Below are 17,741 nucleotides of genomic sequence, written 5' to 3' on the forward strand. Positions count from 1 at the left end.
ATAATTATACAAAAAATGAAGAAAAAGACCGATCGGTTAGACGCTATCAAGATGATTGTCTCAAGCAAGGAGATCAGTTCGCAAGACGAATTGCTGCAAGCCTTGAAAACGGAGGGTTTCGACTTGACACAAGCTACCCTTTCACGCGACCTAAAACAAATGAAAGTAGCCAAGGCCGCCAATACGAACGGCAAATACGTATATGTTTTGCCCAACGACATCATGTATAAGCGCAATAACATAGTAACCGCCAGCGAAATGCTGATGAACAGCGGGTTCGTATCTCTGCAGTTCTCCGGCAATATCGCCGTTATCCGCACGCGACCGGGCTATGCCAGCAGCATGGCATACGACATTGACAACCGTGAATGCCCTGCCATCTTAGGAACCATCGCTGGAGACGACACCATCATGCTGGTATTGCACGAAGCAGCTTCACACGACGAAGTACGCATTTTTCTTTCACAAGTCATCCCGAATTTACACTAACAACTAATATAATCAGAACCGAATAAAGAAAATGGATACCAAAAAAGTAGACGTAATGGTGGCAGATGCCTCCCACGAAATTTATGTGGATAAGATTTTGGATACCATCAGAGAAGCAGCCAAAGTACGCGGTACAGGCATTGCAGAGCGTACACACGAATATGTGGCAACAAAAATGAAAGAAGGAAAGGCAATCATCGCCTTGTGTGGAGAAGAATTTGCCGGTTTCACTTACATCGAAAGTTGGGGAAACAAACAGTATGTCGCCACCTCCGGACTGATCGTTCATCCTAACTTCCGCGGCATCGGACTGGCTAAGAGAATCAAGACAGCATCGTTCCGGCTGGCACGCCTGCGGTGGCCCAATGCTAAGCTATTCAGCCTTACCAGTGGAGCCGCTGTCATGAAAATGAACACAGAACTGGGGTATGTCCCTGTCACATTCAACGAACTGACCGACGACGACGCCTTCTGGAGAGGTTGCGAAGGATGTATCAATCATGACATTCTGGTAGCAAAAAACCGCAAGTTCTGCATCTGCACCGCAATGCTTTACGATCCGGAACTGCATGAAGAAGATAAAATCTAAGGAGATAAAGCCTGAGAGTAGTTTACAAAATTATAGATTATAAATCATTAATCCCCAATCATAATTCCACAAAGTTATGGAAACAAAAAAGAAAAAGGTAGTAGTCGCATTCAGCGGCGGACTTGATACCTCATTCACAGTGATGTATCTTGCCAAAGAAAAAGGTTATGAGGTATATGCAGCCTGCGCCAATACAGGCGGATTCAGCCCTGAACAGCTAAAAACCAACGAAGAGAATGCCTACAAGCTGGGCGCCAAGCAATATGTCACCCTCGACGTGACGCAAGAGTACTACGCGAAGAGTCTAAAGTACATGGTCTTCGGAAACGTATTACGTAACGGTACCTACCCTATTTCTGTCAGTTCCGAACGTATCTTCCAGGCGCTTGCTATAGCCCGCTACGCCAACGAAATCGGTGCCGATGCCATCGCACACGGTTCCACTGGTGCAGGCAACGACCAAATCCGTTTCGACATGACGTTCCTCGTACTGGCTCCCGGCGTAGAAATCATCACCCTGACCCGCGACATGGCACTGAGCCGCCAGGAGGAGATCGACTACCTGAACCAACACGGTTTCTCCGCTGACTTCACCAAACTGAAATACTCCTACAACGTCGGCTTATGGGGTACTTCCATCTGCGGCGGCGAGATATTAGACTCCGCACAAGGCCTGCCCGAAAGCGCCTACCTGAAACATTGCACCAAAGAGGGCAGCGAGCAACTGCGCCTCACTTTCGAAAAAGGTGAACTGAAAGCCGTGAACGACGAGACCTTCGACGACCCGATCAAGGCCATCCAGAAAGTGGAGGAAATCGGTGCCGCCTATGGCATCGGACGCGACATGCACGTGGGAGACACGATTATCGGCATCAAGGGGCGTGTAGGATTTGAGGCAGCCGCTCCGATGCTCATCATCGGTGCACACCGCTTCCTAGAGAAATATACCTTGAGTAAATGGCAGCAATACTGGAAAGACCAAGTTGCCAACTGGTATGGCATGTTCCTGCACGAGAGCCAATATCTGGAACCTGTGATGCGCGATATCGAAACCATGCTGGAGTCTTCGCAACGCAACGTGAACGGTACAGCTATCCTGGAGCTCCGCCCGTTCTGCTTCTCGACCGTGGGAGTGGAGAGCAAGGACGACCTCGTGAAGAACAAGTTCGGAGAATATGGCGAAATGCAGAAGGGATGGACGGCAGAAGATGCCAAGGGCTTCATCAAAGTGACTTCCACAGCACTACGTGCTTACTATTCGAACCATAAAGACGAAGAGATCTAAAGGATGGAACAGAAAAAGAGACTTGTACGGCCACGTACCGGAAGAATGCTCTCTGGTGTATGTGCCGGACTGGCAGACTATTTCGGGTTGGACGTCTCCTTGGTGCGCATCGTTTATACGTTAGCCACGATCTTCACTGCATTCGCAGGCATAATTATATACATTATATTATTGATTATCATACCTGAAGGACCCAATAGATATTATCATCATGATTAAAGTAGGAATCATCGGCGGAGCAGGATATACGGCAGGCGAACTGATACGTCTGCTGCTCAACCATCCGGAAGCGGAAATCGTCTTCATCAACAGCTCAAGCAACGCCGGAAACAAAATCACCGACGTACACGAAGGATTGTACGGAGAAACAGACCTTGTCTTCACCGACGAGTTACCTCTGGATGACATCGATGTATTGTTCTTCTGTACCGCTCACGGCGATACCCGGAAGTTCATGGAGAGCCACAACCTGCCCGAAAAACTGAAGGTCATCGACCTTTCGATGGATTACCGCATCGCCTCTCCGGAACATGAATTTATCTACGGCTTGCCGGAACTGAACCGACGTGCCACTTGCAAGGCAAAGTATGTGGCCAATCCCGGATGCTTCGCCACCTGTATCCAACTGGGACTGCTGCCACTCGCCAAACACCTGATGCTGAACAGCGATATCATGGTGAATGCCATCACCGGCAGTACCGGCGCAGGCGTAAAACCGGGAGCCACGAGCCATTTCAGCTGGCGCAACAACAACATGAGCGTCTACAAGGCATTCAACCATCAGCATGTGCCCGAAATCAAACAATCGCTCAAGCAATTGCAGAACAGCTTTAACTCGGAGATAGACTTCATCCCCTACCGCGGCGACTTCGCACGGGGCATCTTCGCCACCATCGTGGTAAGAACCAAGGTCGCACTGGAGGAAATCACCCGCATATACGAAGAGTATTATGCGAAAGATTCTTTTGTGCACATCGTTGACAAGAACATCGACCTGAAGCAAGTGGTGAACACCAACAAGTGCCTCCTGCATCTGGAGAAACATGGCGACAAACTGCTTATCATCTCCTGTATCGACAACCTGCTGAAAGGTGCCAGCGGACAGGCAGTGCACAACATGAACCTGATGTTCAACCTGGAAGAGACCGTGGGATTACGGTTGAAGCCCAGCGCATTTTAACAGTAGAGGGTGCATCAAAGCATCGGATTACAACCGATGCCAAGCGTCCCCTCTCGCCAATTCATCATTTATCATTTACAATTCATAATTAAGACATGAATCTATTCGACGTATATCCTCTTTTCGATATCAACATCGTCAAGGGAAAAGGCTGCCACGTATGGGACGAAAACGGAACGGAGTATCTCGACCTCTATGGCGGTCATGCGGTCATTTCCATCGGGCATGCCCACCCACACTACGTGGAAATGGTAAGCAAACAAGTGGCAACGTTGGGATTCTATTCCAACTCAGTCATCAATAAACTGCAACAGGAAGTTGCCGGACGCTTAGGAAAAGTATGCGGCTACGACGACTACTCCCTGTTCCTCATCAACAGTGGTGCCGAAGCCAACGAAAATGCCCTGAAGCTTGCCTCGTTCTATAACGGGCGCACACGTATCCTCTCCTTCAAGAAGGCATTCCACGGGCGTACCTCGCTGGCTGTGGAAGCAACCAACAATCCCAAAATCATCGCTCCGATCAACGATTGCGGGCATGTCACCTATCTCCCCCTGAACGACATAGAAGCCATGAAAGCCGAACTGTCCAAAGGAGATGTCTGCGCAGTAATCATCGAAGGCATCCAGGGCGTAGGCGGCATCCAACTACCGACAGACGAGTTTATGCACGCCCTGCGCGAAACCTGTACGGCGCACAACACCGTATTGGTGCTCGACGAAATCCAAAGCGGCTACGGACGTAGCGGCAAGTTCTTTGCCCACCAGTACAACGGCATCAAAGCCGATATCATCACCGTAGCGAAAGGCATCGGCAATGGTTTCCCAATGGGAGGTGTGCTGATTAGCTCCATGTTCACCCCCGTCTACGGGCAACTGGGCACCACCTTTGGTGGAAACCACTTGGCATGTAGTGCGGCGCTCGCCGTATTGGACGTCATAGAGCAAGAGAAACTGATAGAAAATGCAGCCCGGGTAGGCGACTATCTGCTAACGGAGCTGAAGAAGTTCCCGCAAATCAAGGAGGTACGCGGACGCGGACTGATGATTGGGCTTGAGTTTGAAGAGCCTATTAAGGAATTACGCCTGAAACTGCTGAAAGAGCAGCATATATTCACCGGCGTCAGCGGAACAAATGTAATCCGCCTGTTACCGCCTCTCTGCCTCAGCATGGAAGAAGCGGAAGAATTCCTCAATCGCTTCAGCAAAGCATTGGCATAAGACGAAGACCTATCTTCTATACTTTTATGCCACCCTATTAACAATCAGCAAAAGAAAATGTAGCCCTGTCCGGAGAGACGTCTTCGCGACAGGGTTGCTTGTTTTTTCTCCTAATTGTTTCTTTCCTCCAGCCTCCAACCACACTATATACAGACAAAAGAGGATAAAAACTTCACAGCCTTCATCCTCCCTTAATATCCTAAAAACGTCTTGTTCACTCCTATTGAAACAACCTACTTTTTTAATGTGATTAATTATGTAATAAAAAAAACACTTCCAAAATTAGGAAATAAAAAGCATTCCCCAAAGTATTTCCCCATCTTTTTACTTTTTTTTGTAACATATCCCAGGTATAGGAATAGAAGACACAACCGGAAGTTACATGGAGTTATCGATCAAAAGCCATACAAGTAAGATGCTTTTTTAATGCACTACGCTACAAATCTGAAAATAAACCCGTAAATTTGTGCCGTTCAATAAAGCATATAACTAAGTATCAACCATAAAAACAGAAAGACACTATGGAGTACAATTTCAGGGAAATTGAAAAGAAGTGGCAGAAAAGGTGGGTGGACGAGAAAACCTACCAAGTGAAAGAAGATGAGACGAAGCAAAAGTACTATGTACTGAATATGTTCCCCTACCCCTCAGGCGCCGGATTGCACGTAGGACATCCGCTGGGTTACATCGCTTCCGACATTTATGCTCGCTACAAACGACTGCAAGGCTTCAACGTACTGAATCCTATGGGATATGATGCTTATGGACTTCCCGCCGAACAGTATGCCATACAGACGGGACAACATCCTGCCATCACTACCGTAAACAACATAAACCGCTATCGCGAACAGCTGGACAAAATCGGTTTCTCGTTCGACTGGAACCGCGAAATACGCACCTGCGACCCCGAATATTATCATTGGACACAGTGGGCGTTCATCAAGATGTTCAATAGTTACTACTGCAACGACACCAAGCAGGCACGCCCCATTCAGGAGTTGATAGATGCATTCCCAAAACAGGGTAACGAGGGTATGAACGCCGCATGCAGCGAAGAGATCCGCTTCACAGCCGAAGAATGGAATGCCAAAAGCGAAAAGGAACAGCAGGAAATTCTGATGAACTACCGTATCGCTTACTTGGGAGAGACCATGGTGAACTGGTGCCCGCAGTTGGGTACAGTGCTTGCCAACGATGAAGTCATCGATGGCGTCAGCGAACGAGGCGGTTTCCCGGTTGTGCAGAAGAAGATGCGCCAATGGTGCCTCCGGGTTTCGGCATACGCACAGCGGTTGCTGGACGGACTGGACATTATCGACTGGACAGACTCTCTGAAAGAAACCCAACGGAACTGGATAGGACGTAGCGAAGGTGCCGAAGTGCAGTTCAAAGTGAAAGACAGCGATTTGGAGTTCACCATTTTCACCACTCGCGCAGACACAATGTTCGGAGTTACGTTCATGGTACTTGCACCGGAAAGCGAGTTGGTGGCACAACTGACCACTGAGGCTCAAAAGGATGAAGTGAACGCCTATCTGGAACGTACGAAGAAACGTACGGAACGTGAACGCATCGCCGACCGCAGTGTCACAGGAGTGTTCTCCGGCAGTTACGCCATCAACCCATTCACTGGCGAGGCTGTGCCCATCTGGATCAGTGACTATGTACTTGCCGGATATGGTACAGGAGCTATTATGGCTGTGCCTGCACACGATAGCCGCGACTACGCTTTTGCCAAGCACTTCGGACTGGAGATCCGTCCGCTGGTAGAAGGTTGCGACGTCAGCGAAGAGAGTTTCGACGCCAAGGAGGGTATCGTCTGCAACTCTCCGCGTCCCGATGCCAAGCCTTATTGCGACCTTACACTGAACGGACTGACCATCAAGGAAGCTATTGCTGCCACCAAGAAGTATGTAAAGGAACATAACCTCGGACGTGTGAAGGTGAACTACCGGTTGCGCGATGCCATCTTCTCACGCCAACGTTACTGGGGCGAACCTTTCCCCGTATATTATAAAGAGGGAATGCCCTACGTGATTGAAGACACCTATCTGCCGCTCGAATTGCCGGAGGTGGATAAGTTCCTTCCTACCGAAACCGGAGAACCACCCTTGGGACATGCAACCAAATGGGCCTGGGATACCGTGAACAAGTGTGTAGTAGAGAACGAAAAGATAGACCACAAGACAATATTCCCCTTGGAGCTTAACACCATGCCGGGCTTTGCCGGTTCCAGCGCCTACTACCTGCGCTACATGGATCCACGCAACCACGAGGCTCTGATTGACAAGCGTATTGATGAATACTGGAAGAATGTAGACCTCTACGTTGGCGGTACGGAACATGCCACCGGCCACCTGATCTACTCACGCTTCTGGAATAAGTTCCTGCACGACATAGGCGTATCTGCCGTAGAAGAACCTTTCCGCAAATTGGTCAACCAAGGCATGATACAGGGACGAAGCAACTTTGTCTATCGCATCAAAGACACCAACAAGTTCGTATCGCTAAACCTGAAAGAACAGTATAACACGACTCCTCTGCATGTGGATGTCAACATTGTCTCTAACGATATCCTGGATCTGGAAGCCTTCAAGGCATGGCGTCCCGAGTATGCCGATGCAGAGTTTATCCTCGAATCGCCCGAAGGGAAAGAAGCAAATTCTGACAACGGTAGATACGTCTGCGGATGGGCAGTGGAGAAGATGAGTAAATCCATGTTCAATGTGGTTAATCCGGACATGATCGTAGAAAAGTATGGAGCCGACACGCTGCGTATGTATGAGATGTTCCTTGGTCCCGTAGAACAGTCCAAACCTTGGGATACAAACGGCATTGACGGTGTACACCGTTTCATCAGGAAATTCTGGTCGCTCTTCTACGACCGCAGCGGTAACTATTTGGTGACGGACGAACCTGCAAGCAAAGAGGAACTGAAGTCCCTGCACAAACTCATCAAGAAAGTGAGCGGAGATATCGAACAGTTCTCTTACAACACTTCTGTCAGTGCTTTCATGATTTGTGTCAACGAGTTGTCTGGACTGAAATGCTTCAAGAAGGAGATTCTGGAGCAGTTGATCGTCACACTGGCACCCTTCGCACCGCACGTATGCGAAGAGCTATGGGAAACTTTGGGACATTCCACTACGGTCTGCGATGCCCAATGGCCAGCATACAATGAAGAGTATCTTGTGGAAAATACGGTGAACTACACCATATCTTTCAACGGGAAGGCACGCTTCAACATGGAGTTCGCTGCGGATGAGACATCGGAAGCCATTCAGAACGCTGCATTGGCAGACGAGCGTTCCACCAAATGGATAGAGGGCAAGTCGGTCGTGAAGATAATCGTCGTACCGAAAAAGATAGTAAACATCGTTGTCAAATAAGCTAAAGCTATAGCGTGCAAGCGGCAAAGAAGCGTTCAGTATCCTTTTGCCGCTTGTTGTTCATAGTTTGCTATTTATCGCTAATTGATATGCAATTTACCAAACCAACCAAAGCTGAAGTACTCAGGGAGTTGAGAGATTATATCTTCATCACTGTCGGTCTTATCAGCTACGCCTTAGGATGGGCGGCTTTTCTGCTTCCCTATCAGATAACAACCGGAGGAACCACAGGTATCGGTGCCATCATTTACTACACCACCAAGTTTCCCATACAGTATTCCTATTTCATCATCAATGCCGTGCTGATGACATTCGCCATCAAGCTACTGGGCCCTAAGTTCAGCATCAAGACCACCTTCGCCATTATCATGCTGACGTTCCTGCTGGCATTCTTCCAATGGATGATAAACGGTTCGGATGGAGTTCCGCCTCTTATTTTAGGAGAGGGGCAGGATTTTATGGCTTGCCTGATAGGCGCGTCGATGTGTGGTGCCGGATTGGGAATCGTCTTCAACTGCAACGGAAGTACGGGAGGCACGGACATCATTGCTGCTATCATCAACAAGTATAAAGATGTCACTCTGGGGCGTATGATCATGCTCTGTGATGTCGTCATCATCAGTTCCTGCTACTTTATTTTCCATGACTGGCGACGGGTGATTTTCGGTTTTGTGACCTTGTTTGTCATTGGTTTCGTGCTTGATTACATTGTCAACAGTGCCCGCCAGTCCGTACAGTTTTTCATCTTTTCCAAGGAATATGAAAAGATTGCCGACCGTATAACCAAAGAAACGCACCGTGGTGTAACTGTGCTCGATGGCATCGGTTGGTATAGCAAGCATAGCGTAAAAGTACTCGTGGTCCTGGCATACAAGCGCCAGTCAATCGACATCTTCCGCTTGGTGAAAGACATTGATCCCAATGCATTCATCTCGCAGAGTTCCGTCATCGGCGTGTATGGGGAAGGATTCGACAGATTGAAGGTGAAATAAGAAATAGTATCAATCATGAAATGTAGATTTGTATTTGCCACAAACAATGCACACAAGCTGGGAGAAGTCACAGCTATTTTAGGCAACAGAATAGAAGTCCTCAGCCTGAAAGACATCAACTGTCACACCGACATTCCCGAAACGGCGGATACCTTAGAAGGAAATGCCCTGATCAAGGCCCGATACATTTTCGAGAACTATCAGGTGGACTGTTTTGCCGATGACACAGGTCTGGAAGTAGAAGCTTTAGGCGGTGCTCCAGGGGTATATTCCGCACGCTATGCCGAAGGCGGACACGATTCGGAAGCGAATATGCTGAAACTTCTGCACAATCTGGAAGAGATAGAAAACCGCAAGGCTCAGTTCCGGACTGTATTCGCACTGATCATCGACGGTAAGGAACACTTGTTCGAAGGCATCGTAAAAGGAGAAATCATCAAGAACAAACGGGGTACTTCCGGCTTCGGTTATGACCCGATATTTGTTCCTGAAGGCTACTCCCAGACCTTTGCCGAAATGGGGAATGAGCTGAAAAACAAAATCAGCCATCGCGCCATCGCGACCAACAAGTTGTGCAAATTCCTCAACAGCATACAATAAACATCTAAATACAGAGTTATTAGTTTGTAGGCGTATCGCTTACAGGCTAATAAACTCTGATTTTTATGAGACTTACATACCTACTCTTATTCTGCTTAGCTGCCCTTCTACCTGTCCATGCACAAAATGCAATAGGAAAATGGCAGACCTATCTTTCTTATCACAACCCTACACGCTGCGAAGTGGCAGGAAACACACTCTTCATCCTTGCCAACGGTGGATTGTATGCCTACGACAAGGAAGACACCAGCACACACATCTACTCCAAAGCCCTATCGTTGAGCGATACGGATATATCTTACATCGCCTACCAGCCTGCCTATAGCATATTAGTCATCGTTTACTCTAATGCCAATATCGATCTATTGGAGAACGAAGAATACGTCTATAACCTACCTGACTACAAAAACAAAAGCATGACACAAGACAAATCCGTCAACCATGTCTGCTTCCATAAGGAATCCGCCTACCTGTCCACCGCATCGGGCATCCTGTGCATCAATCTGAAAAAACGGGAAATCAGCAATTACTATGCACTGAATAAGAACGTACTGGTCTGCAACGTTGCGGACGGGAGGCTTTATGCCGCCACTTCCGATGGTTTGTTTGCAGGAACACTGACCGACAACCTGCTTGACCCTGACAATTGGAAGAAAATATCAGATGATACGTCCGAGTTCCTTTCTGCCCACAAGGATATCCCTTTTAAAGAAGAAGTACCGGAGAATATAACCCCAAACAGTCCGATACGAAATTATCCCTATTTCATGAACTTCTCAGGTGAAAGGTTATTGATTGCCGGAGGAGGACACATCGCCAACAGGCTCCTACGTCCTGGAACACTCATGACATTCGAAGGGCAGATTTGGAACAATTTCCAGGAAGAAGGCATCGTCGAGCAAACCAACCAATGGTATAAAGATATCAATTGCCTTGCACAGGATCCGCAAGACCAGACGCATCACTTTGCCGCATCGGCAGGCGAAGGCATCTATGAGTTCAAGAACGGAAAATTTGTAAACTGGTACAGCATGCACAATTCTCCGCTCGAAAGCGCATTGCCCGACGAGCCTGTAAGGCATAACTATGTACGCGTAAACGGACTGATCTACGATAAGGAGAACAACCTCTGGATGGTGAGTTGCGATGTTTCCCGAAATCCGGTACAAGTATTAAGGAGAGACGGAAGCTGGGTAAGCCTCCATTATCCGGAAGCGATGATGAGAAGTAACTTCGGACGTACGATATTCGATAAAAGAGGTTGGTTATGGGCGACTTCTTCACGCATTGAATCGGGAGGGGTATTCTGCCTGAACTATAACGGAACAATAGAAGATACTTCGGACGACCAGCACAAGTTCATCACCCAGTTCACCAATCAGGATGGAACGATTCTGGAGCAGCTTGCCGTCTATTGCATTGCCGAAGATAAGGAAGGGGCCATCTGGATAGGTACCAATAAGGGGCCTTTGGTACTGAACTACCCTGCGCGCTACTTCAACGATAATTTCTACTGCACACAGATTAAAATACCTCGCAACGACGGAAGCAATCTGGCAGACTTCCTATTGGTGAACGAAGCCATCAATGCCATTGCCGTAGACGGTGCCAACCGCAAATGGATAGGCACGGCAAACAATGGAATCTATCTGCTGAGTGCAGACGGATTGGAGACATTCCATCACTTTACGGAAGAAAACAGCCCGTTGCTTTCCAACAGCATCGAATCCATTGCCATACATCCCCGCACGGGCGAAGTCTTCATTGGCACCAGCAAAGGATTGGTCTCTTACCAAAGCGACGCAACGGAAGCTGCAAGCAGTTTCGAAGAGAATAGCGTCCATGCCTACCCCAACCCCGTCAGACCGGACTATGGAGGGGTGATCACCGTAACCGGTTTAGTCTATGACAGTGATGTGAAGATTGTAGATGCCGCAGGACATCTCATCCATCAAGGTACTTCTTTAGGCGGGCAATTCACATGGGACGGCAGAAACAGGCAAGGGAAACGAGTGTCTACGGGCATTTACATGGTGCTTGCAGCAGACAGGAATGGAAAAGAAGGGGTAGTTACCAAAATAGCATTCGTCAGATAAGGAGAATATTACGATACAAACCTCTTATACCTCTTATACCTCTTATTCCTGTTCCTCCTGTTCTTCGCATCCTATACCATCATTGCGAAAATGACAGAAATGAATTTATATAACCACATATACATCGTATTTCACAAAAAATAAGTAATTTTGCGCCTCATTTAATAAATATATATACTCAGTTTAAAGTAATGAAAGCGTTCGATTTTAAACCAAAGCTATACACAGCTTTGAAAAACTACTCTAAAGAATTGCTCATGGCAGACCTGATGGCGGGTATCATCGTCGGCATCGTAGCTCTTCCTCTTGCCATTGCGTTCGGTATCGCATCCGGTGTATCGCCGGAAAAAGGCATTATCACGGCAATTATTGCCGGATTCATCATCTCCATGTTAGGAGGCAGCAAGGTACAGATCGGAGGCCCGACGGGAGCCTTTATCGTTATCATCTTCGGCATCATCCAACAATATGGTGAGGCAGGTCTGATTGTCGCCACGCTCATGGCGGGAGTCATCCTCATCCTGCTGGGAGCCTTCAAGTTGGGAGCTGTCATCAAGTTCATCCCCTATCCTATCATTGTGGGGTTCACCAGTGGTATTGCCGTCACCATCTTCACGACACAGATTGCCGACATCTTTGGTCTGGACTTCGGAGGAGAGAAGGTGCCGGGTGACTTCATAGGGAAATGGATCATCTACTTCAACCATTTCGAGACGATCAACTGGTGGAACACGATTGTCAGCATAGTCAGTATCTTCATTATTGCCATCACGCCAAAGTTCTCAAAGAAGGTGCCCGGTTCGCTGATTGCTATCATCGTAGTGACCGTGGCGGTATATCTGATGAAGATGTACGGAGGCATCGATTGCATCGACACCATTGGCGACCGTTTCAGCATCAAAGCCGAACTGCCTGATGCTGCCATGCCTGCCCTGAACTGGGAGGCTGTCAAGAACCTCTTCCCTGTAGCCATCACGATTGCCGTATTGGGAGCCATCGAATCGTTGCTTTCTGCTACGGTGGCAGACGGTGTGATAGGCGACAAGCACGACTCTAATACGGAACTGATAGCACAGGGAGTTGCCAATCTGGTGACACCTCTGTTCGGCGGCATACCTGCCACGGGTGCCATAGCACGTACAATGGCAAACATCAACAATGGCGGAAAAACTCCTGTTGCCGGCATGGTGCATGCAGTAGTACTGCTGCTGATCCTGCTGTTCCTCATGCCTTTGGCACAATACATCCCGATGGCATGTCTGGCAGGCGTATTGGTCATCGTCTCTTATAACATGAGCGGCTGGCGGACATTCAAGGCATTGCTGAGAAATCCGAAGTCGGACGTCAGCGTCCTGCTGATCACGTTCTTCCTGACAGTCATCTTCGACCTGACGATTGCCATCGAAGTCGGTCTGGTCATCGCTTGCGTGCTCTTTATGCGCCGTGTGATGGAGACCACCGAAATCTCTGTTATCAAAGATGAAATCAATCCGAACGCAGAGTCGGACATCACCGTACACGAAGAGAATCTGGTTATTCCGAAAGGTGTGGAAGTATATGAAATCAACGGTCCGTACTTCTTCGGTATCGCCACCAAGTTCGAGGAGATCATGTCCCGACTGGGCGACCGCCCCAAAGTGCGCATCATCCGTATGCGGAAAGTACCTTTCATCGACTCTACAGGTATCCATAACCTGACCAACCTCTGTCAAATGGCGCAGCGTGAAAAGACGTCCATCGTGCTTTCCGGCGTCAACGAGAAAGTACACAACGCATTGCAGAAGTCTGGTTTCTACGAACTTCTGGGCGAAAAGAACATCTGCCCCAACATCAACGTGGCGTTGGAAAGGGCAGAAGCACTCTTGAAATAGTCTCTCAGACCGATTTCACAACGACAAGGGGATGCGCCAAAAACAGCGTATCCCTTTATTTTTCCCGAAAACATCTACTTATCTTAGATTACATATCTGCTTACCTTGAAATAAAGTATCCCTTTACTTTAGAAAGAAAAAACACCCGTTCCCTCTCTATATAGGCAAAAAATAGCTACCTTTGCCCATCATCAACCCTCTTAATCACAGAATGATAATGAAGACAGCAATCATTGGAGCAGGAAACATGGGCGGCTCCATCGCCCGTGGATTGGCAAAAGGAAGTATCATTCCCGCCAGCGACATCACCATTTCTAATCCTTCGCAAGGCAAACTGGATGCACTGGCAGCCGAATTTCCCGCCTTGCATACTACTCACGACAATCAGGAAGCCGTCAACGGTGCCGCTCTCGTCATACTTGCCGTCAAACCTTGGCTCATCAAATCCGTGCTGCGCGAACTGAAACTGAAAAGCAAACAGATCCTGATATCCGTTGCCGCAGGTATCTCCTTTGAAGAACTGGCACAAAGCGTCGCCGAAAAAGAGATGACCATGTTCCGCATCATCCCCAATACGGCAATCAGCGAAATGGAGAGCATGACCCTCATCGCCAGCCGCAATGCCACCAAGGAACAAGAACAATTGATGCAGGATGTCTTCAATCAAATGGGCATCTCCATGCTCCTCCCCGAAGAGAAGTTTGCCGCCGCCACCGCCCTGACCTCCTGCGGCATCGCATACGTGCTGAAATACATACAGGCAGCCATGCAAGCCGGCATCGAAACAGGTCTTACTCCGCACGACAGCATGCGCATGGTGGCACAAACCATGAAAGGAGCCGCCCAACTGATACTGAACAACAACACGCATCCCAGCGTAGAGATAGACAAAGTATGTACGCCCGGAGGCATCACCATCAAGGGCATCAACGAACTGGAACATGCCGGCTACAGTTCGGCAATCATCAATGCCATAAAGAAAAGCGTATGACCACTCCGCCGGACACTCCGCCACCGGAAGCCACTCCACACGGAAGTTCCCTCCGACAGACCGCAGACTCTTCATCCGGCAGAAACCGACAAGTATTTTTTCTAACTATACAATTATAATCATGGACGAACAAATCAAGCAAATAGCAGAACGCCTTCGAGGCCTTCGCGATGTACTGGAACTGACAGCAGAAGACATCGCACGCGAATGCGACATCTCTGCCGAAGACTACCGCCTGGCAGAAACCGGCGAGTTTGACATCTCTGTCAGCATGTTGCAGAAAGTCGCACGCCGGTATGGAGTGTCACTCGATGCACTCATGTTTGGCGAGGAACCCAAAATGAGCAGCTACTTCCTGACCCGCGCCGGAAAAGGAGTAAGTATAGAACGCACCAAGGCATACAAATACGAATCTCTTGCCTCAGGATTCATCAACCGTACCGTAGACCCGTTCATCGTAACCGTAGAACCCAAAACGGACGACGAACCGATACACTACAACAGCCATGCCGGACAAGAGTTCAACCTCGTGCTCGAAGGTCGCATGATGTTCAACATCAATGGAAAAGAACTTATACTTAGTGAAGGGGACAGCATCTACTTCAACGCCAAGCTGCCGCACGGCATGAAGGCTCTGGATGGAAAAACGGTACGTTTCCTGGCAACAATAATGTAACTCGAAAACCAATGGTAGAAAGATTTTTATCGCAAACCTCTTTCTCTTCGCAAGAGGATTTCATCAAGAACCTGAAAATAAACGTACCGGAGAACTTCAACTTCGGTTATGACGTAGTGGATGCCTGGGCAGCAGAACAACCCGACAAGCATGCCCTGCTGTGGACCAACGACAAAGGAGAAGCGCGCCAATACACCTTCGCCGACATGAAGCGCTACAGCGACAAGACGGCAGCCTACTTCCAAAGCCTCGGCATCGGACGCGGAGACATGGTGATGCTGATCTTGAAACGCCGCGTAGAGTTCTGGTTCAGCATCATTGCCCTGCATAAGCTTGGCGCAGTCGTCATCCCCGCCACGCACCTGCTGACCAAGAAGGACATCGTCTATCGCTGCAACGCCGCAGACATCAAGATGATTGTATGCGCGGGAGAAAACGTAATCACCGACCACATCATCGCCGCCATGCCTGAATCGCCCAGCGTGAAACGGCTGGTCAGTGTAGGTCCCGAAGTGCCCGAAGGTTTCGACAACTTTCACGACGGCATCGAGAACGCTGCCACCTTCGTGAAACCGGAACACCCGAACACGAACGACGACATCTCACTGATGTACTTCACCAGCGGAACCACAGGTCAACCCAAGATGGTAGCCCACGACTTCACCTACCCGCTGGGACACATCGCCACCGGTTGCTTCTGGCACAACCTGAAAGAAAACAGCCTGCACCTCACCATTGCCGATACCGGCTGGGGAAAAGCCGTATGGGGAAAGCTCTACGGTCAATGGTTTGCCGGCGCGAACATCTTTGTCTACGACCACGAGAAGTTCACTCCCGCCGCCATTCTGGAGAAGATACAGGAACATCACGTGACTTCGCTCTGCGCTCCCCCCACCATCTTCCGTTTCCTTATACACGAAGACCTGACGAAGTACGACCTCTCGTCCCTGCAATACTGCACCATCGCCGGAGAAGCCCTGAATCCCACCGTATTTGAGACCTTCAAGAAACTGACCGGCATCAAGCTGATGGAGGGCTTCGGACAGACCGAAACCACCCTGACCATCGCTACCATGCCTTGGATGGAACCGAAACCGGGCAGCATGGGACTTCCCAACCCGCAATATGACGTAGACCTGATAGACAACGACGGCCGCTCGGTAGAAGCCGGAGAACAGGGACAGATTGTCATCCGTACCGACAAGGGGAAACCGTTAGGCTTGTTCAAGGAGTATTATCGAGATGCCGCCCGTACGCGCGAAGCATGGCACAACGGCATCTACTACACCGGAGACGTAGCTTGGAAAGATGAAGACGGCTATCTCTGGTTCGTGGGACGTGCCGACGACGTCATCAAGAGTAGCGGCTACCGCATCGGCCCGTTCGAAGTGGAAAGCGCGTTGATGACTCATCCTGCCGTAGTGGAGTGTGCCATCACCGGCGTACCCGACGAAATCCGTGGTCAGGTAGTGAAAGCGACTATCGTGCTTGCCAAGGAGTATAAGGGGAAGGAAGGCGAGGAGCTTATCAAAGAGCTGCAGAACCATGTGAAGAAGGTGACAGCTCCTTACAAGTATCCGCGCGTCATCGAGTTTGTTGACGAATTGCCCAAGACCATCAGTGGCAAGATCCGCCGCGTGGAAATACGCGAAAACGATAAGAAATAAAAGCAAGCGGATGCTCCATTATTCATAATGGAGGTACGACGTATATAGGGAATGTGCATAGAATGACACAGAAGGGACAGACGACCATAGGTTTATACCTCTTACCAATCGGAGGATAACAGTTTGTGAATATCTGTTTGTTCTGTGTCATTCGTGTGTTATCCGGTATTTCTGTGTACTGTTCGGCATTTCTGTGTACTATTCAGAATTCTATCTACTATTATTCAACACTTCAATAGATCACCTCTCCGCTACCTTCGGAATCGCCATCGTACCTCAAGTCGAAACGTCCTTCCTTTAGATCTTCCCCGCTGAAAGTTCCGCTGATGATACTTCCATTCATGCGGGTGATATAAGTCTCTCCGTCTTTCAGTTTATCGGAATCCAGTGCTGCTTTGATGTAAGAACAGGAAGCCCCTTGCCGCGGATTCACAAGCGTAAATTCCAAGACATTGAATACGCCTACCTTGGCAACAACTGTAACGTAGTGATTGCCATCTTCTTCATCATCATGGACATAGACTTCCGGCCTTCCATATCGACCGGATACATACAGCCAACCATCTATCAAACAACCTAATGTATTTTGCCCCGACGTTGTAGCTTCGGGCATCAGTGTCGGATCTACCGACTTGTCTTCCTCGCAGGCGCAGCAAAACACCAGCAGAAACAGAAACAATAACTTCTTCATAGTCT

The 17,741-nt window shown here is 48.8% G+C and carries 15 protein-coding genes; 14 read left to right on the forward strand and 1 reads right to left on the reverse strand.

Going from position 1 to position 17,741, the window contains the following annotated elements; all coding sequences use genetic code 11:
* Positions 1–15 precede the first annotated feature (15 nt).
* From QZ323_RS01920 to QZ323_RS01985, 14 genes are all read left to right on the forward strand, one after another.
* Positions 16–489 carry an arginine repressor gene (locus QZ323_RS01920; protein ID WP_294632379.1) on the forward strand — a complete coding sequence of 158 codons (474 nt, stop codon included), beginning with the start codon at positions 16–18 and terminating at the stop codon, positions 487–489.
* 31 nt (positions 490–520) lie between these two features.
* Entirely contained in the window at positions 521–1,078 is a 558-nt protein-coding gene (locus tag QZ323_RS01925; RefSeq protein ID WP_294632381.1) for a GNAT family N-acetyltransferase, read from the forward strand.
* Positions 1,079–1,154: 76 nt separating this feature from the next.
* Positions 1,155–2,363, forward strand: a complete 1,209-nt coding sequence (locus QZ323_RS01930; RefSeq protein WP_294632382.1) for an argininosuccinate synthase domain-containing protein — start codon at positions 1,155–1,157, stop codon at positions 2,361–2,363.
* A gap of 3 nt (positions 2,364–2,366) precedes the next feature.
* The gene (locus tag QZ323_RS01935) at positions 2,367–2,582 is read left to right on the forward strand and encodes a PspC domain-containing protein (protein WP_294632384.1); all 216 of its coding nucleotides are present in this window, start codon (positions 2,367–2,369) and stop codon (positions 2,580–2,582) included.
* On the forward strand, positions 2,575–3,543 hold the full coding sequence (argC, locus tag QZ323_RS01940) for an N-acetyl-gamma-glutamyl-phosphate reductase (protein WP_294632386.1): 969 nt from the start codon (positions 2,575–2,577) through the stop codon (positions 3,541–3,543). Before QZ323_RS01935 ends, argC begins: the two co-directional genes overlap by 8 nt.
* Before the next feature lie 95 nt (positions 3,544–3,638).
* Positions 3,639–4,763, forward strand: a complete 1,125-nt coding sequence (locus QZ323_RS01945) for an aspartate aminotransferase family protein (protein ID WP_294632387.1) — start codon at positions 3,639–3,641, stop codon at positions 4,761–4,763.
* Positions 4,764–5,284: 521 nt separating this feature from the next.
* Positions 5,285–8,152: a leucine--tRNA ligase gene (gene leuS, locus QZ323_RS01950; protein ID WP_294632388.1), complete on the forward strand. Its 2,868-nt coding sequence runs from the start codon at positions 5,285–5,287 to the stop codon at positions 8,150–8,152.
* A gap of 89 nt (positions 8,153–8,241) precedes the next feature.
* Positions 8,242–9,144 (forward strand): YitT family protein, encoded by a 903-nt coding sequence (locus tag QZ323_RS01955; RefSeq protein WP_294632389.1) that lies wholly within the window; start codon positions 8,242–8,244, stop codon positions 9,142–9,144.
* A 15-nt stretch (positions 9,145–9,159) separates the two neighbouring features.
* Positions 9,160–9,744 (forward strand): non-canonical purine NTP diphosphatase, encoded by a 585-nt coding sequence (locus tag QZ323_RS01960; protein ID WP_294632390.1) that lies wholly within the window; start codon positions 9,160–9,162, stop codon positions 9,742–9,744.
* Between the two features lie 65 nt (positions 9,745–9,809).
* The gene (locus QZ323_RS01965; RefSeq protein ID WP_294632392.1) at positions 9,810–11,840 is read left to right on the forward strand and encodes a two-component regulator propeller domain-containing protein; all 2,031 of its coding nucleotides are present in this window, start codon (positions 9,810–9,812) and stop codon (positions 11,838–11,840) included.
* Positions 11,841–12,031: 191 nt separating this feature from the next.
* Complete coding sequence (sulP, locus tag QZ323_RS01970) at positions 12,032–13,711, forward strand: sulfate permease (protein ID WP_294632394.1); 1,680 nt, start codon at positions 12,032–12,034, stop codon at positions 13,709–13,711.
* Between the two features lie 217 nt (positions 13,712–13,928).
* Positions 13,929–14,702 (forward strand): pyrroline-5-carboxylate reductase, encoded by a 774-nt coding sequence (proC, locus tag QZ323_RS01975; protein ID WP_294632395.1) that lies wholly within the window; start codon positions 13,929–13,931, stop codon positions 14,700–14,702.
* A 121-nt stretch (positions 14,703–14,823) separates the two neighbouring features.
* Complete coding sequence (locus QZ323_RS01980) at positions 14,824–15,378, forward strand: cupin domain-containing protein (RefSeq protein ID WP_294632396.1); 555 nt, start codon at positions 14,824–14,826, stop codon at positions 15,376–15,378.
* Positions 15,379–15,389: 11 nt separating this feature from the next.
* Complete coding sequence (locus QZ323_RS01985; protein ID WP_294632397.1) at positions 15,390–17,045, forward strand: AMP-binding protein; 1,656 nt, start codon at positions 15,390–15,392, stop codon at positions 17,043–17,045.
* Between the two features lie 232 nt (positions 17,046–17,277).
* Here QZ323_RS01985 and QZ323_RS01990 read toward each other — a convergent pair whose 3' ends face one another.
* Positions 17,278–17,736 carry a hypothetical protein gene (locus QZ323_RS01990; RefSeq protein ID WP_294632398.1) on the reverse strand — a complete coding sequence of 153 codons (459 nt, stop codon included), beginning with the start codon at positions 17,734–17,736 and terminating at the stop codon, positions 17,278–17,280.
* Between the last annotated feature and the right edge of the window lie 5 nt (positions 17,737–17,741).

The sequence above is a fragment of the uncultured Bacteroides sp. genome (assembly GCF_910585845.1).
In the GTDB taxonomy this organism is placed as follows: Bacteria; Bacteroidota; Bacteroidia; order Bacteroidales; family Bacteroidaceae; genus Bacteroides.